This window comes from Lacticaseibacillus salsurae (assembly GCF_045862175.1).
In the GTDB taxonomy this organism is placed as follows: domain Bacteria; phylum Bacillota; class Bacilli; order Lactobacillales; family Lactobacillaceae; genus Lacticaseibacillus; species Lacticaseibacillus salsurae.
Genome location: NZ_BAAFZI010000002.1, coordinates 70,368 through 93,897, shown reverse-complemented (window position 1 = coordinate 93,897; position 23,530 = coordinate 70,368). Strand labels below are relative to the sequence as shown.

At 48.9% G+C, this 23,530-nt stretch carries 26 protein-coding genes, 2 tRNA genes and 1 other annotated feature; of the genes, 24 read left to right on the top strand and 4 right to left on the bottom strand.

Annotated features, from left to right (window positions below; translation table 11 throughout):
- Positions 1 to 13: 13 nt before the first annotated feature.
- Entirely contained in the window at positions 14 to 2,635 is a 2,622-nt protein-coding gene (locus ACKTSG_RS01700; RefSeq protein WP_407891324.1) for a YfhO family protein, read from the bottom strand.
- 160 nt (positions 2,636 to 2,795) lie between these two features.
- On the opposite strand from ACKTSG_RS01700, the gene ACKTSG_RS01695 reads away from it, so the two are divergent.
- The 5 genes from ACKTSG_RS01695 to ACKTSG_RS01675 all read left to right on the top strand — a co-directional run bounded on the left by ACKTSG_RS01695 (position 2,796) and on the right by ACKTSG_RS01675 (position 7,384).
- Positions 2,796 to 4,919: a peptidoglycan D,D-transpeptidase FtsI family protein gene (locus ACKTSG_RS01695; protein WP_407891322.1), complete on the top strand. Its 2,124-nt coding sequence runs from the start codon at positions 2,796 to 2,798 to the stop codon at positions 4,917 to 4,919.
- Positions 4,920 to 5,069: 150 nt separating this feature from the next.
- Positions 5,070 to 5,753, top strand: coding sequence for a rhomboid family intramembrane serine protease (locus ACKTSG_RS01690; protein WP_407891320.1), 684 nt, complete (start codon positions 5,070 to 5,072; stop codon positions 5,751 to 5,753).
- 22 nt (positions 5,754 to 5,775) lie between these two features.
- Positions 5,776 to 5,982, top strand: a complete 207-nt coding sequence (locus tag ACKTSG_RS01685) for a YqgQ family protein (protein WP_407891397.1) — start codon at positions 5,776 to 5,778, stop codon at positions 5,980 to 5,982.
- Positions 5,983 to 5,999: 17 nt separating this feature from the next.
- A complete protein-coding gene (locus ACKTSG_RS01680; RefSeq protein WP_407891318.1) occupies positions 6,000 to 6,959 on the top strand; it encodes an ROK family glucokinase in 960 nt (319 codons plus the stop codon).
- Between the two features lie 17 nt (positions 6,960 to 6,976).
- Positions 6,977 to 7,384 carry a rhodanese-like domain-containing protein gene (locus ACKTSG_RS01675; RefSeq protein ID WP_407891395.1) on the top strand — a complete coding sequence of 136 codons (408 nt, stop codon included), beginning with the start codon at positions 6,977 to 6,979 and terminating at the stop codon, positions 7,382 to 7,384.
- Positions 7,385 to 7,681: 297 nt separating this feature from the next.
- Here the strand turns inward: ACKTSG_RS01675 and ACKTSG_RS01670 are convergent, their stop codons facing one another.
- A complete protein-coding gene (locus tag ACKTSG_RS01670; protein ID WP_407891316.1) occupies positions 7,682 to 7,861 on the bottom strand; it encodes a DUF3042 family protein in 180 nt (59 codons plus the stop codon).
- A gap of 105 nt (positions 7,862 to 7,966) precedes the next feature.
- Between ACKTSG_RS01670 and miaA the strand changes: the two genes are divergently transcribed.
- From miaA to glnA, 4 genes are all read left to right on the top strand, one after another.
- Entirely contained in the window at positions 7,967 to 8,890 is a 924-nt protein-coding gene (gene miaA, locus ACKTSG_RS01665; RefSeq protein WP_407891314.1) for a tRNA (adenosine(37)-N6)-dimethylallyltransferase MiaA, read from the top strand.
- Positions 8,891 to 8,892: 2 nt separating this feature from the next.
- On the top strand, positions 8,893 to 10,158 hold the full coding sequence (locus tag ACKTSG_RS01660; protein ID WP_407891312.1) for a methionine gamma-lyase family protein: 1,266 nt from the start codon (positions 8,893 to 8,895) through the stop codon (positions 10,156 to 10,158).
- A gap of 254 nt (positions 10,159 to 10,412) precedes the next feature.
- Complete coding sequence (locus tag ACKTSG_RS01655; RefSeq protein ID WP_407891310.1) at positions 10,413 to 10,772, top strand: MerR family transcriptional regulator; 360 nt, start codon at positions 10,413 to 10,415, stop codon at positions 10,770 to 10,772.
- Between the two features lie 27 nt (positions 10,773 to 10,799).
- Complete coding sequence (gene glnA / locus ACKTSG_RS01650; RefSeq protein WP_407891308.1) at positions 10,800 to 12,143, top strand: type I glutamate--ammonia ligase; 1,344 nt, start codon at positions 10,800 to 10,802, stop codon at positions 12,141 to 12,143.
- A gap of 87 nt (positions 12,144 to 12,230) precedes the next feature.
- Here the strand turns inward: glnA and ACKTSG_RS01645 are convergent, their stop codons facing one another.
- A complete protein-coding gene (locus tag ACKTSG_RS01645) occupies positions 12,231 to 14,609 on the bottom strand; it encodes a Xaa-Pro dipeptidyl-peptidase (RefSeq protein WP_407891306.1) in 2,379 nt (792 codons plus the stop codon).
- Between the two features lie 116 nt (positions 14,610 to 14,725).
- Here ACKTSG_RS01645 and ACKTSG_RS01640 point away from each other — a divergent pair.
- From ACKTSG_RS01640 to ACKTSG_RS01625, 4 genes are all read left to right on the top strand, one after another.
- A tRNA-Arg gene (locus ACKTSG_RS01640) sits at positions 14,726 to 14,799 on the top strand.
- A 264-nt stretch (positions 14,800 to 15,063) separates the two neighbouring features.
- Positions 15,064 to 15,137: transfer RNA gene (locus tag ACKTSG_RS01635), tRNA-Pro, on the top strand.
- A 174-nt stretch (positions 15,138 to 15,311) separates the two neighbouring features.
- Positions 15,312 to 15,434: a hypothetical protein gene (locus ACKTSG_RS01630; protein WP_407891304.1), complete on the top strand. Its 123-nt coding sequence runs from the start codon at positions 15,312 to 15,314 to the stop codon at positions 15,432 to 15,434.
- A 169-nt stretch (positions 15,435 to 15,603) separates the two neighbouring features.
- Complete coding sequence (locus ACKTSG_RS01625; protein ID WP_407891303.1) at positions 15,604 to 15,825, top strand: hypothetical protein; 222 nt, start codon at positions 15,604 to 15,606, stop codon at positions 15,823 to 15,825.
- Between the two features lie 109 nt (positions 15,826 to 15,934).
- Here ACKTSG_RS01625 and ACKTSG_RS01620 read toward each other — a convergent pair whose 3' ends face one another.
- Positions 15,935 to 16,192 (bottom strand): hypothetical protein, encoded by a 258-nt coding sequence (locus ACKTSG_RS01620; protein WP_407891301.1) that lies wholly within the window; start codon positions 16,190 to 16,192, stop codon positions 15,935 to 15,937.
- A gap of 132 nt (positions 16,193 to 16,324) precedes the next feature.
- Positions 16,325 to 16,393: a sequence feature (ribosomal protein L21 leader region), on the top strand.
- 31 nt (positions 16,394 to 16,424) lie between these two features.
- On the opposite strand from ACKTSG_RS01620, the gene rplU reads away from it, so the two are divergent.
- The 11 genes from rplU to ACKTSG_RS01565 all read left to right on the top strand — a co-directional run bounded on the left by rplU (position 16,425) and on the right by ACKTSG_RS01565 (position 23,523).
- Positions 16,425 to 16,736, top strand: a complete 312-nt coding sequence (gene rplU / locus ACKTSG_RS01615) for a 50S ribosomal protein L21 (protein WP_407891299.1) — start codon at positions 16,425 to 16,427, stop codon at positions 16,734 to 16,736.
- Positions 16,737 to 16,752: 16 nt separating this feature from the next.
- Positions 16,753 to 17,097, top strand: a complete 345-nt coding sequence (locus tag ACKTSG_RS01610) for a ribosomal-processing cysteine protease Prp (RefSeq protein WP_407891297.1) — start codon at positions 16,753 to 16,755, stop codon at positions 17,095 to 17,097.
- Between the two features lie 24 nt (positions 17,098 to 17,121).
- The gene (gene rpmA, locus ACKTSG_RS01605) at positions 17,122 to 17,412 is read left to right on the top strand and encodes a 50S ribosomal protein L27 (RefSeq protein WP_054713775.1); all 291 of its coding nucleotides are present in this window, start codon (positions 17,122 to 17,124) and stop codon (positions 17,410 to 17,412) included.
- A 59-nt stretch (positions 17,413 to 17,471) separates the two neighbouring features.
- Positions 17,472 to 18,527 (top strand): M24 family metallopeptidase, encoded by a 1,056-nt coding sequence (locus ACKTSG_RS01600; RefSeq protein ID WP_407891295.1) that lies wholly within the window; start codon positions 17,472 to 17,474, stop codon positions 18,525 to 18,527.
- 63 nt (positions 18,528 to 18,590) lie between these two features.
- A complete protein-coding gene (efp, locus tag ACKTSG_RS01595) occupies positions 18,591 to 19,148 on the top strand; it encodes an elongation factor P (protein WP_407891293.1) in 558 nt (185 codons plus the stop codon).
- A gap of 31 nt (positions 19,149 to 19,179) precedes the next feature.
- Positions 19,180 to 19,614: an Asp23/Gls24 family envelope stress response protein gene (locus ACKTSG_RS01590; protein WP_407891291.1), complete on the top strand. Its 435-nt coding sequence runs from the start codon at positions 19,180 to 19,182 to the stop codon at positions 19,612 to 19,614.
- A 1-nt stretch (position 19,615) separates the two neighbouring features.
- Positions 19,616 to 20,017, top strand: a complete 402-nt coding sequence (nusB, locus tag ACKTSG_RS01585; protein WP_407891289.1) for a transcription antitermination factor NusB — start codon at positions 19,616 to 19,618, stop codon at positions 20,015 to 20,017.
- 245 nt (positions 20,018 to 20,262) lie between these two features.
- Entirely contained in the window at positions 20,263 to 21,120 is an 858-nt protein-coding gene (folD, locus tag ACKTSG_RS01580) for a bifunctional methylenetetrahydrofolate dehydrogenase/methenyltetrahydrofolate cyclohydrolase FolD (protein WP_407891287.1), read from the top strand.
- Positions 21,107 to 22,456, top strand: coding sequence for an exodeoxyribonuclease VII large subunit (gene xseA / locus ACKTSG_RS01575; RefSeq protein ID WP_407891285.1), 1,350 nt, complete (start codon positions 21,107 to 21,109; stop codon positions 22,454 to 22,456). Before folD ends, xseA begins: the two co-directional genes overlap by 14 nt.
- Positions 22,449 to 22,670 (top strand): exodeoxyribonuclease VII small subunit, encoded by a 222-nt coding sequence (locus tag ACKTSG_RS01570; protein WP_407891283.1) that lies wholly within the window; start codon positions 22,449 to 22,451, stop codon positions 22,668 to 22,670. Before xseA ends, ACKTSG_RS01570 begins: the two co-directional genes overlap by 8 nt.
- Positions 22,630 to 23,523 carry a polyprenyl synthetase family protein gene (locus ACKTSG_RS01565; protein ID WP_407891281.1) on the top strand — a complete coding sequence of 298 codons (894 nt, stop codon included), beginning with the start codon at positions 22,630 to 22,632 and terminating at the stop codon, positions 23,521 to 23,523. Before ACKTSG_RS01570 ends, ACKTSG_RS01565 begins: the two co-directional genes overlap by 41 nt.
- Positions 23,524 to 23,530 lie beyond the last annotated feature (7 nt).

Genomic DNA, 23,530 nt, shown 5'->3' with positions numbered 1-23,530 from the left:
TGAACGGTGTTTTTTAATGGCGGCGGTGCTTGCCAGTTGGCGTCAGTAGCCACCACAAGCCGACGATATTGGCGCAAATAATCGAAACCAATAACCCCCACCAAAAATATGGTGGCGTGTAGCGCATTGAAATATGGTGAGTGCCCGGTTTCAAAGGAATCGTCATCAGCAAGCCTAAGCTAGTTTGTGGGGTGACCGCTTTGCCGTCAACGCTGACTTGCCAGCCGGCAATATTTGGCAAGGTAGTTTGTAAGACTTGGTGCTGGTGTTTAATGGTGATGGTACCCCTTAAGCTGCGATCACCACGTTTGGTGATGTGCCAAGGGGAGGCTTGTAAGGCGTGAAGTTTTTTGGCGACGGTAGCTTGATCCAGCCGGTACAGTTGCAATTGGCCAAAGTCAGCAGAATCTTTCAATAAAGTGAAGGTCAAAGTTTGCACCTTGCCTGGGGCACTTGGGGTCACATTCAATAACTCCGGATCACGGAAAGTGTCGTAGATCGGTACGGTGTGGCCATTTTGGGTGAGCGACACCACGCTATCGGTAAAGGTGGCTGGGATCTGCAAATAATAAGGGTCCCGCGACGTGGCGGTAAGTGTGTAACTGATCGTGGTCACTGAGGCGCTGGTTTTCTTTTTGACGGTGGCACCAGACCAAGCGGCTTCTTTTGAAACGGGTTCAGACAAGTATTGTTTGTGGAAAACCGTTTGGAAATTGGTCCCTGTTAAGGCGGACAACAACATTTCTTGATTCACCACAGGCATGCCGTCGATCAACTTGGTGTTGAGCATTTGGCTGCTAGCGGCAAACCCCAACCCCAACGCGTAAGGGTTTTGGTATAACGCCAGATCTTTGGTGTGACCGATTTTGGTATAGTGGGTGTTGCCATAGCCAAACAAGTCTGGACGCTCAGACACTTGCGGGATAAACGGCTCATTGGTGCTGGCGTCAAATTTAGGATTTAGCCAATATTTTAGATCCAAAAAGGCATCAGTGATCACCGTGCCGTTGGTATAAGCCACAAACCCATCCCCAGCAGATTGCCCGAGTTGGCCAAAAAGCTTTGGGACGTTAGGTTCAAACATTGAATTGAACTGATCAGTGCCTAAATACCCGATTTGCATGGCATCATTTTTCGTCCGCAACATAGTTTTGCCAATGCGATAAGTCCCTGAATGCTGCGCTTGGATCTTTTCAACGCCGCTGCGCAAGGTTTCGGTATAGGTGTGATAATCCGTATGTGACACATAACTCAACTGGTTTAAAGTGATGGCAGCGTTGGTGGCAGACTCTGCCAGCATGAACACACAAAACAATATCGCCGACAGTGATTTTTGATCGTCGCGCAGCGTCAGCAGTAACAAGGCAAACAAGGAAAAAATCACCGTGGTCAAGATCTGCCCATCAGTCAAATAAGTAAAGGCTTTAGGATGCGTCCACACAAATGCTGACACGCCTAAGATCACGATCAAACAAACGATCAATTGCCACCAGTTGATCCCTTCAGGAAGTAGCTGCAAGGCGCGAGTGGCCAGCACTAACAGCCAAAATACCACCACAAAAGAAAAGCGGTAAGGGTACCACACTGGAAATTGCATGCCGTGCCAAAACAGATCCAGCGGCTCGACCATCATCGATAACGTCAAGAAAATCGTCCAACCCAAAGCAAACAAGCGCTCTTGCCAAGGGATCTTGGCGATGACAAAGTACAAAATAAACCCGATCACCGCTAAGCTACCAACAAACAAATTGGCTTGACCGCTAGGCATTTGATCAAAGTTGAAACTACCTGTAAAGAATTTCCCCAGTAACTTGTAAGGGGCGTATTCAAATTTCCAATGCAACTTGGTGACGGTATAAGTGCCTTTAGATTGCGTGAGCTGAAACAATGTTGGCAATAACACCACTGCCGCCATGCCCCCAGCCATCAGCGCCCCGGCGCCAAAGCGCCAGATCGCTTGTAGCGCGCGTTTAGGTCCGTGCCAGTCGCGGCAGATCGCGTAGCCAAAATAGCCAATGATGAACAAACACAACATCCAAGCCATATAATAGTTAGTGATGATCGCCACCAGCAACCACGCCATAAATGGCCAAGGCTTAAGCGATTTGATCAATTCATCAATGCCATAAGCGACTAATGGCAAGCAAATCACCACATCAAACCACATCAAATTCAACTGATTGGCGATCATCCAACCGCTGAGCGCATACACTGTGCCAAAGCCAGGCAACCAAAAACTGCGCCAGCCGCGATGTTTTAAATAAACCGCCATCGCCAAGCTGGCACAGCCATACTTGGCCAACGTGATCGCAGCGATCGCCACATCAAGCAGCGATTTGGGAAATAAGCACACGATCAAGTTGAACGGGCTCAGCAAATAATACGCAAACACGCCATACATGTCGCCGCCGAGATCTTTATTAAAGGCAAAAAACAGCTGGCCAGGATGGCCTAAAATCGTTTCGCGGAAATAACTATAAAAATCGACATATTGTTGGCCCATATCCACAGTCAACAAACTGCTGTTGCCAAATGGATAGACCCCACGACCAATGAAATATGCCCCCATGATCAAGATCGGGGCAAGCAAGGCCAAAGCCAAGACATGTCGGGATAAAAAGCGGTAGACTCGCATAGCCGCCTCCAGTTCACAAAAATTCAGTTAAATCAGGTCAAAATGCTGCCAGAACTTGTAAGTTTACTATATCATAGATGACAGATTGGCGTTGACGCCGTGAGTTTGCTACACTGGTTTCGTGCTGCCAAAAGGCACGGATTGATAAGGAGCTGTATTCGTGAAATACATTCGCACCCCAAAGCCAAAGCGGGCTAAATCGCATATTCCCTTTCGGCTGAATCTTTTATTCTTTTTTGTATTCTTGTTGCTTGCGGCATTAGTGGGCCAGCTGGCTTATTTGCAGATCTTAAATGGCAGCAAATTTGCTGCTGAAGTCAATCGCACCGACCAAACCACAGTGACTGGTGCGGTACCGCGTGGGTTGATCTATGACAGTCAAGGGCGGGTATTGGTGGAAAACAAAGCCAACAATGCCATTACCTTCACCAAATCTGTCAACACCACGTCACAATCGATGTACGACACAGCCAATCGCTTGGCGCGCTACATCACTGTCGACTATGACGGCTTACAAAAACGCGATTACGCCGATTACGTCTTAGCCGATTCAAAAGCTGCTAAAGCTGCGGTCAAAGAATTGCCACAGTCGCAACAAAGTGAAACCGATAGCACGAAATTATACAAATATGAAGTGGCGTATGTGTCCAAACACTTGCCGGCATTTTCCGACAAGCAAAAACAAGCCGTCGCGTTATATAAGATCATGAACGGTGCGACCCAATTGACCACGGTTTACCTTAAAAACACCGGCGTCACCACTGATGAATCTGCCGCAGTGGGCGAGAACTTGACCGCGATGCCTGGGGTCAACTTAGGCACCGACTGGGAGCGTGCCTACCCGAATGGGGATTCCATGACTGCCATTATCGGTACCGTGTCGTCCACCAAATCCGGCTTGCCTTCTGACGGCTTGCAAGCCTACTTGGCACAAGGATATGCGCGCAATGATCGCGTGGGGATCTCGTATTTGGAAAAAGGGTATGAAAGCGTCCTTAAAGGGGCCAAATCTCGCACCCAAGTCGAACTTGGCAACAACAACAATATTGTCAAGCAAGTGCAGACTTTCAAAGGCCAACAAGGTGCTAACTTGAATTTGACCATCGACTCAGCGTATCAAAATAAAGTCCAAGCGATCGTCAAATCTGTGTTCAATCAAGCCATGTCCAATGGCGCAGCGGCGCATTCCGATGGGGCTTTTGCTGTGGCGATGAATCCGCAAACCGGCGCGATCTTAGCCTTAGCTGGGGAAAGTCACAACGTCAAAACCGGCAAAGTGACTGATGATGCTTTAGGCGCGATCAATCGTAGTTTCGCCATGGGGTCTGCGGTCAAGCCGGCGATGGTGCTTGGGGCCTTACAAGATGGGGTGATCACCGTCAACAACAACACCCAACCTGATGACCCGATCTACTTGCCATCCACACCAGTTAAGAAATCTGTTTATCCCGTGGGCACCTTCAGTTCCATGAACGCCACCACGGCTTTGGAAGTATCCAGTAACATTTACATGATGCGCTTGGCTATGAAGGAAGGTAACGCCAAATACGTGCCAAAAACTTCGATGACCATGGACAACGATATTTTCACCAAAATGCGGCGTTACTTCTCTGAATTTGGGTTAGGCCAAACCACTGGCGTTGACTTGCCTGGTGAAGTCAAAGGCCAAAGTGGGTCCACAATGTTAAATGGTTCCTTGGCGGTAGGGTCGGCGCTTGACTTGTCTTATGGGAACTACGATACCTACACGCTGATGCAAATGGCGCAATATGTGTCGACAGTGGCCAATAATGGCTATCGGATGAAGCCATACATCGTCAAGTCGATTTCGCAAACGTTAGCCGATGGGTCGAACGGGCCGACGATCTCCACCACCAGCCCACAAACCCAACTGAAAGTACCGAACACCCAAGCGCAGATCGACTTGGTCAAACAAGGGATGTGGGAAGTGGTACATGGCACCAACGGTTGGACAACGGCGACCATGTTGAACACCTTAAATCCTGGGGTCGCTGGGAAAACCGGGACGGCGCAAACCTTTACGCGCGCGGATCCGACGAACAACAATTCCAGCTTGCTGGAAACCACGACGCTGAGTTTTGTTGGCTTTGCGCCAGCCAAGAACCCGCAAATCGCCATTGCAGTGGTGGTGCCTAACTTGGCCAATGAAGATGTCAACTACAACGAATTGATCGCCAAGCAAATGTTTGCGGATTATTATTCGATGAATGACGTGAAAAAAGATAGCTCTTACAGTGCGCATCAAACCAGCATTAACGGGTAGGCATTTTGACTAAAAAATGCTACACTATTGAATGAATGTCAGTTGAAGCTGACAGGGTAGTGGTACTTGTTTGCGGGCGTTTTCACCAACAACAGGTTCGCCTGTTGTTTTTTTGTGGCAATGTTCGATTTTAAGGGAAGAAGGGACCGCATGCACAACCCGTTTATTAAAACGCGTTTGGACAACACGCCATTTGTGACTTACGCATTAGTTTTGCTCACAGCGTTGGTGTTTGTCGCGGAAACTTTGCTCGGTGGTAGTGACAATAATCTGGTTTTGCTGAGGCTAGGGGCGCGCTATAACCCCTTGATTTTAGCAGGTCAATGGTGGCGCTTCATCACCCCGGCATTTTTGCATATCGGCATCACGCATTTGGTGCTCAACGGCGTGTCGTTGTATTATCTTGGCTTGATCTGTGAAAAAGTCTTTGGCCACTGGCGGTTTTTGGTGATCTATTTGGTGTCCGCAGTTGCTGGCAATGTTGCCAGCTTTGCGTTTTCACCAAATTCGATTTCAGCTGGGGCAAGCACGGCGATTTTTGGGTTAATGGGGGCATTTTTGATGCTCGGGGATGCGTTTCGTGATAACCCGATGGTCAAACAGCTCGCACAACAATTCGCCTTGTTAGCGGTGATCAACTTGGTCATGAATTTATTCATGACTGGCGTCGACTTGCCAGGGCACATCGGCGGGCTGCTCGGCGGCTTTTTGATCGCTGGTACCGTTGGGGCGCCGCGTTTAGGGCAGTTAAGCAAGCTCAAGCAAGCCGTGTTTTTCGTCGTGTTGGTGTTTGCGTTAGGCGCATTGATCATGCTTCCAATGAATGGCAGGTGAGTCCATGCAGTTATATCCGACCATGTACACGTATTACGACGTGTTGCAATTATTAAAACGTTTTGGCACGTATATCCATTTAGGCCAACGGCTGTGGGATATTGAATTAGCCGCAGCTGAAGTGGATCGGTTGCACGAATTGCGCTTGATCCCAGATGACACTTATGCCAATGCCAAAATCGTGTTGCGTCACGCCCATGAACAAGAAGCCAAGCACCCATTAATTTAACTCACTGGAGGATTACGATGACTGACAAAAAATTATTAGGCGTCGATTTAGGCGGTACCACCGCCAAATTTGCGATCTTGACCCAAGACGGTGAGATCCAACAACGCTGGAGCATTGATACCAATATTTTGGATGAAGGCGCGCATATCATTCCTGATATCATTGCTTCGATCCAAGATCATTTGAAGTTGTACAACATGTCTGCCGCTGATTTTCAAGGTATCGGCATGGGCACACCAGGGACTGTCGACACCAAAGCTGGGACGGTCATTGGGGCTTACAACTTAAACTGGAAGACGCTGCAACATCCAAAGCGCGACATCGAAGCCGCGACTGGGATCCCATTTGCCATTGATAACGACGTCAACGTCGCGGCGATGGGTGAACAATGGAAAGGTGCCGGTGATGCGTCTGATAACGTCACCTTAGTTGCTTTAGGCACAGGTATCGGTGCTGGGGTCATTTCTGATGGTCACTTGTTGCACGGGGTCGCCGGCTCTGCTGGGGAAATCGGGCATGTCACTGTTGATCCTGATGGTTACATGTGCACTTGCGGCAAAAAAGGTTGCTTGGAAACTGTTGCTTCCGCAACTGGCGTGGTGCGCGTGGCGCGTGACATGGCCGAAGAATATGCTGGGGATTCCCAATTGAAGCAGATCTTAGACGACGGCGATGACATTTCATCGAAAATCGTGTTTGATTGTGCTAAAGAAGGCGACAAGTTGGCCTTGATGATCGTGGATCGCGTCAGCTACTTCTTAGGTTTAGGGTTAGGCAACTTAGGTAACATGTTGAACCCTGAATACATTTTGATCGGTGGCGGGGTTTCTGCAGCAGGGGACTTCTTGTTGACGCGGGTCGATAAGTACTTCAAGCAATTCACGTTCCCTAATGTTCGTGAAACCACAAAGTTACGTTTGGCCACGCTTGGCAATACCGCCGGCGTGATCGGTGCGGCTAGCTTGGCGCGCCACTAGGAGGCTTTTTCTTGAATATTATGAACTTTTTATTGATCTTGATCGGTGCTGGATTGGTGGCATGGGCCGCTAATTATTTGTGGTTATGGTGGCGCAAGTCCCAACTCAAAAGCATCGGTGGCGAAATCGAACCTGATGAATTTGAAGCAACGATGCGCAAAGCCCAGATCATTGATTTGCGGGAGAAAAAGGATTTTGATGCGGGCCATATTTTAGGCGCGCGCAACATGCCTTATTCTGTGATCAAAGAACGCATGGGTGAATTACGCGAAGATCTGCCAGTGTATTTGTATGATGCCGCTGGCGAATTGTCTGTGCGGGCTGCGGGTCGCATGAAAAAAGCCGGTTTCCAAAAAGTCAACTGGCTGAAAAAAGGCTATCAAAACTGGTCTGGCAAGACAAAGAAAAAGAAGTCTTTGGACTAGTCGCCAAGAGGCCGAGAATGTTCTCGGCCTCTTTGTTTGCCGTCGTCGCAAATTGCGGTGAATTGAGGCCACTGCGAAAACCGACCAATTTTCGTCGATACCAAGTTTCCTTGAATCACCGAGTTGACTGAAACACAGTTGGCACTAGTATGCATGACCTACTTGTGCCGGCACAAAATCGCCTTGTTGTCGGTGGTGCATTGGTCGTTTGCATTTGGCGCGGCGGTTGATTGCCAAATGCAAACGGCTGGTATCGTCGCGCATGAAAAAAACCACACGCGAACGTGTGGTTCAACATTAACCAAGATGCGCGGAATGGCGCTTGCGGTTAGCCTTGGCGCGGTTTTGATTGATTTCTTCAACTTTATCTTCAACAGGTTCAATATACGACTTCTTGAATGCCAGTACGCTGCCAGCGACAGCAGAGATCGTCATCACGGTACCGAGGAAGAAGCCTTTGACAAATTTATGTTTCATGAGAATTTCCTCCAGTTACTGAATTTGTTTGACTAAGTCTATTATACTAAAGAACAAGGCACAAAACAAAGAACAAGTGAACGCTTGCACGAAAGGAGGCACCTGATGCCTGGACAAATCTTAATGATCGGCGGGCCGACTGCTGTGGGCAAAACCGCGTTATCCATTCGCCTTGCCAAAGCCTTTGAAGGTGAGGTGGTCAATGCTGACGCCTATCAGATCTATCGCGGCATGGACATTGGGACTGCCAAAGCGACGCTTGCAGAACGCGATGGGGTGGTGCATCATTTATTAGATCTAGTTGAACCAGGCACGCCATATTCGGTGGCCCAGTTCAAACAAGCCGCAAAAAAAGCCATTGCACAGATCCAAGCGCGTGGCAAGTTGCCGATCGTGGTTGGCGGTACTGGCTTTTACATGAATGCTTTGCGATTGGATCTGCCCCTTGGCGGTCAAGCGCCGCCAAGCGCTTATCGCAATCAGCTGCAAGTGGCATTGGCTGAACATGACGCGCAGTGGTTATGGGATCAGTTGCACCAAGTTGACCCCAACGCCGCCGAAAAAATTCCGCCGGCGAATTCGCGGCGGGTGATCCGGGCGTTGGAGGTGATGCATACCACTGGCGTGAAATTCTCCCAGCAGCCTGAATCAAAACCGGCTTATGACGCGTTGGTGATCGGCTTGACCACTCAGCGCCAAGTGCTGTATCAGCGCATCGATCAGCGTGTGCAACTGATGGTTTCAGCTGGTTTGATCCCAGAAGTCAAGCAAGTCATGGACTTGGCTGGCGCAGATGCCCAAGCGCTTAAAGCCATTGGGTACAAAGAATTAGTGCCGTATTTAGCTGGGTCTCAAAGCTTGGCAGAAGCGGTGGCGTTGATCCAAAAAAATTCGCGGCATTATGCCAAACGCCAGTTGACTTATTTTAAACATCAAATGCCGACGCATTGGTTTGATCTGGTGGCGCATCCTGAAGCTTATGAAGACGTGTTAACGCTGGTGACCCACTGGCGAGAAATGGAGAGATGATTTTGAGTTGGAAAGATAACTTTGATCCAAAACTGATTTCGGTGGTCGAAAAAGTCGACCAAAAAATTGCCCCACGCTTGGCGCAAATGGATGAACAGATCATCGAAAACCAAGCCAAAGTTTTGCGTAGTTTTCAAGCCCATAACGTGGCTGAAAGTGATCTGTATGGTTCAACGGGTTATGGTCACAGTGATGAAGGCCGTGACAAGCTAGAAGCCATTTACGCTGATGTGTTAGGTGGCGAAGATGCGCTGGTACGTCCGCAATTTGTTTCTGGCACCCATGCCATTGGTGTTGGGTTATTAGGGTTGGTGCGCCCAGGCGATGAGATCTTGTACATCACCGGCAAGCCTTATGACACCTTACAAGAAGTGTTGGGCTTGGCTGGCAACGGTATCGGCTCGCCGAAAGAATATGGCATCAATGTGGATTATGTCGATTTATTGCCGAATGGCGACGTGGATCTGGATGCCGTTAAAAAGCGCTTGCGTCCGCAAACCAAAGTCGTGGCGATCCAACGCTCTCGTGGGTATGCGACGCGCGATTCGTTTACTGTGGCGAAAATCGCTGAAATGGTCAAAACCGTGCGCAGCGTGATGCCAAAGGTCTGGATCTTTGCGGATAACGCGTATGGTGAATTTTCCGAAACTCAAGAACCGACCCATGTGGGCGTGGATGTGATCGCTGGCAGTTTGTTTAAAAATGCTGGCGGCGGTTACGCCAAAACTGGCGGCTACATCGTCGGGCGCAAAGATCTGATCGAGCGCATCAGCTACCGCTTCACGGTGCCTGGTTTAGGTGGCGCTGAAGGGGCCACTTACGGGTCGTTGCGGGATATGTACCAAGGGTTTTTCGTGTCCCCACAAACCACTGGCAATGCGATCAAAGGCGCCATTTTTGAAGCGGCGTTATTAGAAGAATTGGGTTTGACCGTCAGCCCGAAGTGGGATGCACCACGCACGGATCTGATCCAAACGGTCAACTTCGGCAATCCGGATGACATGATCAAATTTGCCGCGGCGGTACAAGCCAACTCACCAGTGGATTCGTTTGTTACCCCGATCCCAGAAACTATGGCGGGGTATGAAGATCCGGTGATCATGGCTGGAGGCTCGTTTGTGTCTGGTTCGACCACTGAATTTTCTGGGGATGGCCCGTTGCGCGCGCCTTACACCTTGTATATGCAAGGTGGGTTGACGTTTGCCCATGTGAAAGTGGCGATCATTGGTGCCGCGCAAGCGACCTTCTTTGATCAAAAAGCTAAATAAGCGTTTGGATGCGTCTCGTTTGCATGAGACGCATCTTTTTTAATCTTTGAAAATCATGAGGTTAATCTGGCACAATCATGAGGCGAAAATGTTAACAACTGGCAACAACCTTGATATCATCACAATTTCGGTGACTTTTTGGAAACGATTTATTCACATTTTTTTGGATAGATGTTAGAATAAGTGACAATCACCGTTGACGGCACTCGATCGGGTTGTTAGTATAATCCCTGTTATCGGAAGGAGGCCAAGTGATGCCAGACATCGGCGATTTACGCACGCGGTGTGTCCTGCCCATTGGGACCGTGATCCAATTGACGGATCTCACCGCGCGCCAGATCAGATATTACGAAGCGCAAGACTTGGTTCACCCCGAACGCACAGCGGGGAATCACCGAATGTATTCGTTGAATCATATCGATACTTTGCTTGAGATCAAAAGCCAGCTGGCCGATGGTTTCACCTTAGCCGATATCAAGCAACTGATGCATCCGCGGCACCGTGAGCCTAACTCTGATGAAGAAGTTCGTCAGATGTTACGGGATGAATTGATGAATCAAAGTCGTTTGAATCAAGCCAACAATGTACGTCAGGGATTTGGTTTCCGGCCGTAACAACACATAAAAAGGAGTTCAATAAGAATGGCAAAGAAGACGATCACCGCCGAAGCAATTCGACAAAGTGTCAAGGATGAAAATGTGAAGTTCCTCCGTTTGATGTTCACCGATGTTAACGGGATCATCAAAAACGTCGAGGTGCCGATTTCGCAACTTGAGAAGGTCTTGAACAACAAGATCGCATTTGATGGGTCTTCGATCGATGGTTTCGTCCGTATCGAAGAAAGTGACATGCGTTTATACCCAGACTTCAATACTTGGTTGTTGTTCCCATGGGGCAATGAACATGGCAAAGTCGCACGCTTGATCTGCTCGGTGCACAAATCTGATGGAACTCCTTTTGCCGGCGATCCGCGTAACAACTTGATCCGGGTAGTAGACAAAATGAAAGCCGCTGGTTTTTCTGCTTTCAATATCGGCCCAGAACCAGAATTCTTCTTGTTCAAAATGGATGAAAACGGCCAACCAACCACAAAGCTGAATGATAAAGGCTCATACTTCGACTTTGCACCATTAGACTTAGGTGAAAATTGCCGGCGTGATATCGTGTTGGAACTGGAAAAAATGGGCTTTGAAGTGGAAGCTTCTCACCATGAAGTTGCTCCTGGCCAACATGAAATCGACTTTAAGTATACTGACGCCCTTGCAGCAGCGGATAATATCCAAACCTTTAAACTGGTCGTCAAGTCCATCGCCCGTCAATACAACTTGTATGCAACCTTCATGCCAAAACCTTTACAAGGGATCAATGGTTCTGGGATGCATATCAACATGTCGTTGTTCAAAGACGACAAAACCAACGTCTTTTATGATGAAGATGGCGAAGATCAATTATCTGAAACCTCTAAGCATTTCTTGGCTGGCTTGTTGGAACACGCGCGTGGCTTAACGGCGATCAACAACCCAACCGTTAACTCCTACAAGCGTTTGGTGCCAGGCTTTGAAGCCCCTGTATACATCGCTTGGTCTGGGACGAACCGTTCACCTTTGATCCGGGTACCACAATCTCGTGGTTTAGGGACCCGTTTGGAATTGCGCTCTGTTGATCCAACAGCCAACCCATATCTTGCCATTGCGGCGATTTTGGAAGCTGGCCTGGATGGTATCAGCAACGGCTTGACGCCAGAAGATGCGATCGATCGCAACATTTATCGCATGCAAGACACGGAACGCAAAGCCAACCATATCCAAGATCTGCCTTCAACTTTGCACAATGCACTTAAAGCGTTAGCCGCCGACCCTGTGGTCAAAGGCGCGCTTGGGGAGCATTTGTATCAATCGTTTAAGGACTCCAAAGACCTTGAATGGGCCGCATATCGGCAATCTGTTTCTGAATGGGAACGCGATCAATACCTGGAATTATATTGATCGAATGAAAGTCTTGCTGAAAAGCAAGGCTTTTTCTTTGTGAAAAAAAGCCTCAACGTCTGGCAGAATCAGACGTTGAGGCTTGAATTAGCGCAGTGGTAGCGCCAGTTGCGAGTGCGCATAATCGAGGTGGTAGTTGACTACGGCAGTTGGCCGAATGGTTTGCGCCATATCAGCCCCGTGAATGATCAGCGCCAATTGACGACCGGCTGGCAGGACGTAATGCGTCGGCTGCAGGTCAAAGGTCACGCTGAAGGGTTCACCTGGGGTAATGGTTTGGATCTCATAAGCATTGTGGGGATTTTGGACATTCACATGGCCATAGCTGATCAACTTTGCAGATGTGGGTTTGGCTTTGGCAAACTCGACGATATCTTGCGTTTTGTAATCATAGCCGAGTTGATAGGCATTGCGCGCCACGATATCAGCATTTTCGCCAAATCGTTGTGCTTGACCTAAGTCGATCAAGCGCACGCTTAAAATGGCAGTTGGCGCATCGATCCAAAGCGTTAAGGTGATCTGCGGGGTCCCATCGATCACTGTCGGTTGCGTGCTTGTTGGTCGCGTCAACCACAAGCGGCTGTCAGCATAAGCGCTGGTCGGCTGAATGATGGCTTTTTCAAAGCTCGCACTGGTGTCGTGTTGGGTGTTGAAGGTGGCGGTGGCATTATCGGCGAAGCTAGCGCGGTCGCTTTGCCAGTTTTTGGCTAAATTTTGCGTATCAGTGGTTGATGGGCCAAAAGCGTCATACGTGTGCCAAGTTTGGGGCGTCACGTTGTCTTGCACTTGGACATTGGGGATGGCGTTATTGGCGCCGTTGTTGACGCCAAGTAGCTTGTTGGTCAGCCACAGATTCATTTGATCGGTGAAATCAAGCGACAACACATTGTTTAAATACACATGCTGGCCTTGATGTAAAAATAGCTTTTTTTGGATCGGCAAGTCTTTGAGACCGTTAAACAACCGGATCACATTGGCTGGTTTGACGTTGGTGTCATTTAAACCATGGACAGACACGATATCACAGCGAATATCTTTGAGGTGGTTGCGATAGTTGCGCGCATCCCACCAGGCGTTGTAATCACCGGTGGTGCGATCTTGATTGGCGCTGATGGCTTGTAGCGACGCTTCCCATTTGGCTTGGATCCCTAGCATATCTCCAGCTTGTTGTAGCCGCGAAAAGGTATCCACCGCTAGCACATCAGCGTCTTCGCCTTGAAACCCACCAGGAGCGACCACTAACCCATTTTCGCGGTAGTAGTCATACCAACTGGAAATCGCAGATTCTGAGATCACCGTTTTTAAGCCTGCCACGCCACTAGTGGCGGCGGCAATCGCTAAGGTGCCTAAATAAGACTTCCCAGTCATGGCGATATTGTGGTTGCACCACCAAGCTTTGATCGTCGTCATGCGGGTGCGATCAGTGAAAGCACGCCGAGCGCCATTGAGCCATTCGATCACTGCCACGGCACTGGCGGTTTCACTTGGTCCGCCGACACTGCGTAAGCCATCTGAACCTTGGGTGCCGACGCCGGCGGAATAAACGGTGACAAATCCGCGGCTTAAAAAGTAATCGTTTAAGCTGTAAATACCGTTTTCACTGGCGTAGCTAGTTGCCGTTTGGGCCTCGCTTTGGGCTTTGGCATCAGGTAAGCTTGGCGCTTGCGGCGCATGGTAGGTGACATCGGCTTTGGTGTGACTGACGGTTTTGACTGCCAAAGTTGATTCAGGAACATGAGTGGCAGCTTCGACTTGTTGGTCATTGGTGCCGTGAAAATACGGATTGGCGGTAAACAAAGCGGGCATTTTAATGCCGAGATCCGTGGCTTGCGGCCGAAAAATCGTGGTTTCGAGTAAGTCGCGTTGGCCGTCGTCATCAGTATCTAAGTCTGATTCGACCCAAACCACTTCTCGGATCAATTGCCGTGGATCGAACACTGCTTGGCTTTTGCCGTTGAAAAGCAAGTATTGCGGCGTGTTATGCTTTGCTTGAAAATCCTTGTAAAAGCCGCGGTTGGCCAAGTCGTCTAAATATGTGACCAACTTTGGGGTGCGGGTGTTTAGAAGTAAATACAACGCCTCAAGCCAAGCAGTCGTGGTGGTGAGATCGGCTTTGACCACTGGTAATTGCGCGGCTTGCATTTGTGAGATCGCCGTGTTTAAGGTCTTGAATTCAGGCTTGAAACCTAACAGTTGCAATGCGACGGCGTAAAATTGGGTCCGCGTCATTTGAGTTGGTGTCGACGCTAGCCAAGTGGCCAAGGTTTGGTGGTCATCAAGGGCGATCGTCGTCAGCGCTTGAGCTTGTTGGGTCGCATTTAAGGCTTCAGGAAATAATAAGCGGTAATTGTGAGTCACAGATTGGGCAAACGGGAGGTCAGCGTCGGCGTTAAAGCCGATTTGGTTCAGTTCATGAAGTTGGGTAGCTAAATCAGGCGTTAGGCGCCCATATTGATTGAGTTTCATTGCATGTTCCTCATTTCATTCACATGATACTGTTAGTGTATCGAACGCATCCGCATGGCGCAAGCGATTTGAATTGACAGCGCAGTTTTGGATACTTATACTAAAATGATGAAAACGTGCTAGTAGCTCAGTTGGATAGAGCAATGGTCTTCTAAACCATTTGTCGCGGGTTCGAATCCCGCCTGGCACAGTGTTTACAACTTTCAGGTTCACCCAACGCTTAGAAATAGGCGTTTTTCTTTGGAGAAAAGTACGGCGATATCTTTTGAACCTAAGTTTTGTCATGATGGTTGAGGCTAGCTGCTGCACTGGCTACAGCCTTTGTGAAATAACCGATCGTTGCCACGGCGTCAGCAGTTAGTCGGCCTTAACCGTGATGATGAAAATTCCTGCTTGGCATTTTCAAGATTTGCTGGTAAGATAGGTTTCGGCAGTTTTGATGCCAATATATTTTCGGGAAATAGCTCAGCTTGGTAGAGCACCTGGTTTGGGACCAGGGGGTCGCAGGTTCGAATCCTGTTTTCCCGACTCATGAATGAGATCAGCCTGAGACTTCAGGCTGATTTTTTTACGTCACAGCATGTTAACATAAAATATATCGTGAATTAACGGATAATACTTGACGGCCTTACTTTTATATAGTATTATAAGTACATCGCTACCAAAAGACCATTCACGTATTAACCGAATGGAGGTAATGTTATGACTTATCGAATTCAACTCGATATGACCACACAACAATTCATCGCAATCGACACCAATAACCAGCATCACACTGGCACTGGACGCACGATCGAACAAGCTGTGGCCAAACTTAAAGCATAAGCTTTCAGGTCGGACTTGTCCGACCTTTTTTTGTCCCTTGGTTTTCAAGCAACTGTCTAGTGGTGAAGATTGCTTCAGTGACTTTGATGCGGTAAAATGAGGGTCCTTGGCAGGGGCAGGCGCGAGAATTCTTCGCGCCGGTTTTTGTTCATTAATGTTGGAGGCAATCATGAAATCACAAAAAGCGCTGCGCAAACTTTTAAAAGCCAAGCAACCACAATATGAAACTTGGCAGTTGACTTTTACCGATGGCACCATGGTCCAACATCGCTTCAAACTTGCCGATCATGACCAGATCTTCGCTGAGCTACGCGACAAGCAAGGTAGTGTGGAAACCCAAGATGGCCGCCATTATGATTTTAGAGATCTGGTGCGATTTGAATGGCATTAGCCAAATCGCTGGTCTCACTTTTTGATCGCACCAAAAAACACCAGCGTCACCACCTGATGATTCATTGACGAATCGTCAGGTGGTGACGCTGGTGTTTTGGTTTCGCGAGTCAATGTTTGGTTGCATGCGATTTGCGCAACCAGTAACGTAAGCCGAATAATGCTGCAATAATGGCGAGCATCCACAATATGTATAGAATCATGAACGTGCTGTGCCAGGTGAACATGGCCCCGGCAATCAAGGTCAACACTAAGGTCGTCAGTAAGCCAGTGACCAAATTCAATGGCGATGGAATGCGGGCGATGATCGTCACTAACAGCCCAGCGGTGATCACGAAGATCAAGATGTCGATCAAGGCAATTAACATGGTGTGCCCCCTTTTTTTCTTATAGTATACCGATGAAAACCACTGGCGACAAGCACGTGTCAAGAGAATTTTCTTTGCAGGGTTGAACCCAGCGCCAATATTTGATACAATCTTTCTGTTGTATTTGTCACCCCTCATCTGCAACCGCACAACGTCAGGTATCAAAGCCTAGCACCTGACTTGGCGAGTATTCAGGGGATTAAGCCTACGGGCAAAACAGGAGGTGCACAAGATGTACGCAATTATCAAAACTGGCGGTAAACAATACAAAGCGCAGGTGGGCGAAGCTCTCTACGTTGAAAAGCTGGACGCAGAACAAGGTGAAACAGTGACCTTTGACCAAGTGATCTTGGTTGCAGGCGAAGGCGACGCTAAGATCGGCAAACCAACGATCGACGGCGCGACTGTTACTGGTAAAGTTGAGAAGCAAGGCCGTGAAAAAAAGGTTGTTACCTACAAGTACAAGCCTAAGAAGCATTCTCATCAAAAGAAGGGTCATCGTCAACCTTATACTAAAGTTGTCATTGACGCGATCAACGCTTAATTAGTAGGCAAAATACATGATCAAAGCACGCTTTACCCGTGACGCAAATGGGAACTTGGTCAAATTCAACCTCAGCGGTCATGCTGATGCTGGCAAGTACGGACAAGATATTGTTTGTGCGGCGGTGTCTGCAGTGGCCATCGGGGCCGTCAATGGGGTCGAAGCCTTAGCGGGTTTTAAGCCAAATGTCGACGCTGATGAGGTCAATGGCGGTCACTTACAATTGGTGATCGACACTGAATTGACTGGCGAACAAATGCATATCACGCAGATCCTGCTGGAAAACCTTGAGTTATCTATGCAGAGCATCGCTGAATCGTATGGCGATTATGTTCAGATCGAAACTTCAAATCAATCCTAATTCTACATTCGGAGGTGTATCCACATGTTAAAGATGAACTTACAATTCTTCTCTCACCATAAAGGGGGCGGCTCGACTTCCAACGGCCGTAACTCCGCTGGTCGTCGTCTGGGCGCTAAGCGTGCTGACGGCCAAACCGTTTTGGCAGGGAACATCTTGTACCGTCAACGCGGCACGAAGATCCATCCGGGTCTGAACGTCGGTATCGGCGGCGATGATACCCTTTTTGCTAAAGCTGATGGCGTCGTTAAATTCGAACGTCTTGGCCGCGACAAAAAGCAAGTATCCGTTTATCCAGCGGCACAAGCTGAATAATCACGAAACGCTCCGGCGACGGGGCGTTTTTTTGGTTTCTGGTATTTTGGAGGCGTCAAATGACTCGATTATCACGATTGCGTGACTTGCTTCGCGTCAAACAGTTGGACGGCTTATTGGTTACCGATCCGGTCAATGTCACGTATTTAACCGGCTTTACCGGCAATGAATCGGCACTATTGGTGACGGCAGAAGATAGTTTGTTTATCACCGACTCGCGTTTCACCACTCAATTTCATCAACAAGTCCATAATAGTCGCTTGGTGTTACACCAAGACCACTTGTTAAGTGCGGCTTCACAGCACGCAAAAGGCGTGGTGGGGTTTGAAGCTGAGAGCCTGACTTATGCGGATTTTTTGAAGTTGCAAGGCCCAGCGACTTGGCAGCCAACGACTAATTTGGTGGCAGGCTTGCGTGAAGTCAAAGACGCCAACGAATTGGCTGACATCAAACAAGCCATCGCCATTGCCGAATCTGGCTATCACCATGTGTTGGCTACCATCAAGCCTGGCATGACTGAGATCCAAGTGGCCAATGACTTGGATCAATTCATGAAAAGCTTAGGCGCGTCTGGCACTAGTTTTGAAACGATTGTTGCCAGTGGCTTGCGCTCAGCCATGCCACATGGTGCTGCCAGCGATAAAGTGATCGCAAACGGGGATGTGGTGACGCTAGACTGGGGTGCGGTGTATCATGGGTATGTCTCTGATATCACACGCACGTTTGTGATGGGTCATGCGACACCAAAGCTTGAAGCTATTTATAAAACGGTTTATGACGCCAATCTGGCCACGACCAAACAAATGCGTGCTGGGGTATTAGGCAAAACCATCAATACGTTTGCCCATCAATTCATTGATGACGCTGGTTACGGCGAATATTTTGGCCATGGCACTGGACATGGTATCGGCATGTCGATCCATGAAGGACCAGGTGCTTGGGGCCCGTATCGCGATGTGGCGCAAGCAGTTGGAAATGTTGAAACAGTCGAGCCTGGTATTTATATTCCAGGCGTTGGAGGTGTGCGTATCGAAGACGATGTATTGATCACAGCAAAAGATCCGATCGTGCTCACGTCACAAGCCCCGCCGACCCTAGTGGTCGTGCCGGTTTGACTTGCGTGCGGGATGCCTGCTTGCTATAGTTAATCTAGTACGAGACAATAATGGAGGAAACACATGATTTCTGTTAACGATTTTAAAAATGGCTTGACCATCGAAGTCGATGGCAACTTATGGCGGATTGTTGAATTTCAACATGTTAAGCCAGGTAAAGGTTCAGCCTTTGTGCGTTCAACGTTGAAAAACTTGCGCACCGGTGCGGTTCAAGAAATGACCTTCCGTTCAACTGAAAAAGTTGAAAAAGCGCAGATCGACACCAAAACCATGCAATATTTATATGCGGATGGGGACTCGTACGTCTTCATGGATATGGAAACCTATGAGCAATTAACTTTGCCAGGTGACGAGATCCGTGAACAACTCAAGTATATGAAAGAAAACATGGAAGTGAAGGTCATCATGCACGGTCCGGAAACGCTTGGCGTTGAAGTACCAAACACTGTGGACTTGACGGTCAAAGCGACTGAACCTGGCATCCGTGGGAATACTTCTTCAGGCGGTTCCAAGCCTGCAACCATGGAAACCGGCTTGGTGGTCCAAGTGCCATTTTTCGTTAACGAAGGTGATGTGTTGACCATCAACACGCAAGACGGCACGTATATTTCACGTGCATAATCGATTTTAACAAGCTCAAGGAGGCTGCCTTATGGCTGAAGATACAAATATCATCCTGGCAAATCGCACGGATGCAGACGGATCCATCGAAATTGTGCCAGAAGTGCTTGAAGTGATTTTAGGGATCGCCGCACAACAAGTGGATGGGGTCTACCAAATGCGTGGCAGCCTCGCCAGCACCATCAATGCGTGGTTCGGCCGCGCCAATCACGGCAAAGGCGTGGAACTGACAGTGGACAACGACACGTTGATCGCTGATGTCTACGTTTACTTGGAATATGGCGTGGCAGTGCCTAAAGTCGCCATGGCGATGCAAGAATCTTTGCGGGAACAACTGCTTTACATGACTGACTTGACCTTAGCTGAAGTCAATGTCCATGTGGTCGGCGTGGTGCCTGAAAAAGCCCCGAAGCTCGATCCAGAAGATCTGTTTAAAGACACTGATGAAAACGAGGAAGACGACTAACATGTTAGGCAGACACGAAGCGCGCGAAGCAGCTTTTAAAGCTTTGTTTGCATTAAACGCAAATCCAGATGCTGATCGCGATACCGTATACGCAGATGCATTACCTGAAGGCGAAGCGACACCCAGCTATATGAAGACGTTAGTGGATGGCGTTTTGGCGCATCAAAGTGATCTTGATGCAGCGATCACCACGCGCTTAAAAGCTGGCTGGCGCATCGATCGCTTGACCAAACCTGATTTGATCACGTTACGGTTGGGCCTTTATGAGATCCAATATGAAGCCCTACCAGATAAAGTGGCGATCGATGAAGCCATTGAGTTAGCAAAGAAATACAGTGATGACAAAGCCGCGAAATTTGTTAACGGCATTTTGGCACATTTTGTTAAACCAGATCAGCAATGATCGTTGGCCGGGATGAGACTTTCTCCCGGCTTTTCGTATTTTTAAGTGATTAATATTTTTTCAATGTTAGACTATTTGATGTTTTATCCAACGTTACGTATGACGGCGGCGCGCGGGTATCGTGCGGCTTGGATGTTAATGACTCAGCGGTGAGTGATCAAAGGTTTCATACAGAAGCGTTGGACTGAATATGCAATAACACTGTATAATAATATTGGTATGGGTAACCCTAGGAGGGCACAATCGTGACGACAGTACTTGACGGCAAACAAACTGCCAACACCTTAATGACTGAATTGAAGCACACTGTGGATGACTTGAAAGCGCAAGGCGTCACCCCAGGCTTAGCCGTGATCTTAGTGGGTGAAGATCCAGCTAGTGCGATCTATGTGCGCAACAAACATCGACGCGCTGACAGCTTAGGGATCCGTTCCTTACAGATCAGCATGCCAGAAACCACTACGGAAGCGTCGTTGTTGGCAAAAATTGCGGAGCTGAATCAAGATTCGACGATCGACGGCATTTTGGTGCAATTGCCATTGCCACAAAGCATTGATGAACAAAAAGTGATCGAAGCCATCGACCCCAATAAAGATGTTGACGGCTTTCATCCGGTGAATGTTGGCAAGCTTTGGGCCAATATGCCGCAAGTTGTGGCTTCCACACCTTACGGGATCATGGCGTTACTTGATCATTATCACATTGATGTCACTGGCATGAACGCCGTGATCGTGGGACGCTCAAATATCGTCGGTCGGCCAATGGCGGCGTTGTTGTTGAACCACTCGGCAACTGTCACGATCGCGCATTCTAAAACCAAAAACTTGGCGGCAGTTTGTGCCCAAGCCGATCTGTTGGTGGTGGCTACCGGCCGCGCTGAAATGATCACTGCCGACATGGTCAAACCTGGAGCGATCGTGATCGATGTGGGCATGGATCGCAATGCTGCAGGAAAATTAGTTGGAGATGTCAATTACGCCCAAGTGGCCCCAGTCGCCAAGGCGATCACGCCAGTTCCAGGTGGGGTAGGGCCCATGACCATCGCCAGTTTGATGTTACAAACAGTTGAATTAGCAAAGAGGCGAGTGCATGCCGACGCATGAGTATCTCAGTGTTACCGCGCTATCCGCGTATCTACAACGCAAATATGATCAAGACCCGTATTTGAACCGGGTGTATTTAACTGGCGAATTGTCCAACTTTCGACTCCGGCCAGGGCACCAGTATTTTTCATTAAAAGACGATCATGCCAAGATCTCAGCAGTGATGTTTAAAACCGCGTTTAACAAACTGAAATTCACCCCAGAATCTGGGATGAAAGTCTTAGTGGTCGGCCGGGTGACGATGTATGCTGCCAGCGGGCAATACCAAATCGTGATCGAGCACATGGAACCTGACGGTGTTGGCGCTTTTTATCAAGCCTACGAGCAGCTCAAAGCCAAACTTGAAAAAGCCGGCGCCTTTGCCCAAAATCAGCGGCCATTGCGGCAGTTCCCAAACCAAGTGGCGGTGATCACTAGCCCCAGTGGTGCCGTGATCCAAGATATCCGTACCACTGTGGCCAGACGCTATCCGGGGTTGCAACTCACGCTATATCCAGCAGTGGTGCAAGGCGACGGGTCTGCCAAAGATTTGGTCCGCCAATTGCACCGTGTGGCGGAACATGGTGAGTATGACGCGGTGATCATTGGCCGTGGTGGCGGGTCGATCGAAGACTTGTGGCCATTTAATGATGAAACCGTGGCCCAAGCGGTGTTGGCGATGCCGATGCCGGTGGTGTCGTCAGTGGGACATGAAACCGATACGACGATCGTGGATTTTGTGGCTGATCATCGCGCGGCCACACCCACTGCGGCAGCCGAGTTGGTCACGCCAGTCACGTTGGTCGACGCTTTAAATGGCATTGCCCAATATCGCAGTCGGCTCACAGCCGCCATGCAAAATCGCCTGACAGCGTTACAAGAGCGCTTGGCGCGTAGCCAAAACAGTGTGGTATTGACCCAACCCAATCGCATTTATGATCAATATGTGCAACAAGTTGATCAACTTACCACCCGCTTACAACAAGTCATGCAAACGCAATTAGACACTTTGGCCCATCGTGTGTCCTTGTGCCGCACAGCTTTAGCGCCGCGCAACTTACAACTGCGGTTAAATGCCCAAACCCAAGTGGTTCAGCAATTGCGCCAGCGCTTGGATCATGCGACAGTGGTGGCATTGGCCAATAAGCGCCAAGCGATGCGCTCGGCAGTCGCAGGGTTGGATCATTTAAGTCCGCTAAAGATCTTAGGTCGCGGCTATACGTATGTCACTGATGACACTGGTACCATGTTAAAGGCCACTGCCGATTATCACGTTGACGCGGCGATCACGATCCACACGCAAGACGGTGAAGTAGGGGCACAAGTTTTGAATACAAAGGAGCACGCAAATGACTGAACCAACTTTTGAAGACAACTTAGCGCAATTAGAAAAAATCGTCGCCCAACTTGAACAAGGCGACGTGCCGTTGGAGCAAGCCTTGGCCCAGTTTAAAACCGGGGTCCAGTTGTCCCAAAAACTGGAAACCACGCTGAAAGACGCTGAACAAGCGGTGACTAAAGAAGTCGCTGATGACGGTAGTGTCAAAGCGTTTGACCCAGATCATGCTTAAGCCGGAAACTGAGGCGTATAAAACCCAAGTGATGGCGACCCTAGACGCCCATTTAAACACCATCACCACCAAGCCTTTGCAAGCTGCAATGCGCTATTCGCTTTTTGCTGGGGGCAAACGCTTGCGTCCGTTATTATTGTTGGCGACAGTGTCCAGTTTTGACGGCTCAGTGGCACAGGCGTTGCCAGCAGCGGCAGGTTTAGAGTGTTTGCACACATATTCGTTGATCCATGACGATCTGCCTGCCATGGACAATGATGATCTGCGTCGTGGCAATTTGACCAGCCATAAAAAGTTTGGCGAAGCGTTGGCGATTTTAGCCGGAGATGGGCTACAAGCTTCTGCGTTTGATCTATTGAGCCAAACGCAAACCACCCCGGCGCAATTGGCCACATGCATGCAGCTTTTTGCCCGCGCAGTTGGGGCCAATGGCATGGTTGGTGGGCAAGTGTTGGATATCGAAGGTGAACATCAGCATTTAAGCTTGGCTGAGCTCAAACACTTGCACGCGTTAAAAACTGGTGCCTTGTTAACAGCCGCAGTCGATATCGGTGCAGTGTTAGCGAGTGTGTCTGATGCCGATGCGCAAGCACTGCACCAGTTTGCCGCTAGTTTTGGTTTGGCGTTTCAGATCCAAGACGATATCAACGATCGCACCAAATCAACGCAAGCGTTAGGCAAAACCGCCAATAAAGATATCGCCGAAGCCAAAAATACTTATCCGGCTTTGCTAGGCTTGCCTGGGGCGCGTGAAGCTTTAGCGCAGCAGGTACAATATGCGCGATCGGCGCTGTTGCAGTTGTCGCGACCGGTACCAGAACTGAGCGCATTTTTGACCTATTTTGACGCATAAGAGAGGA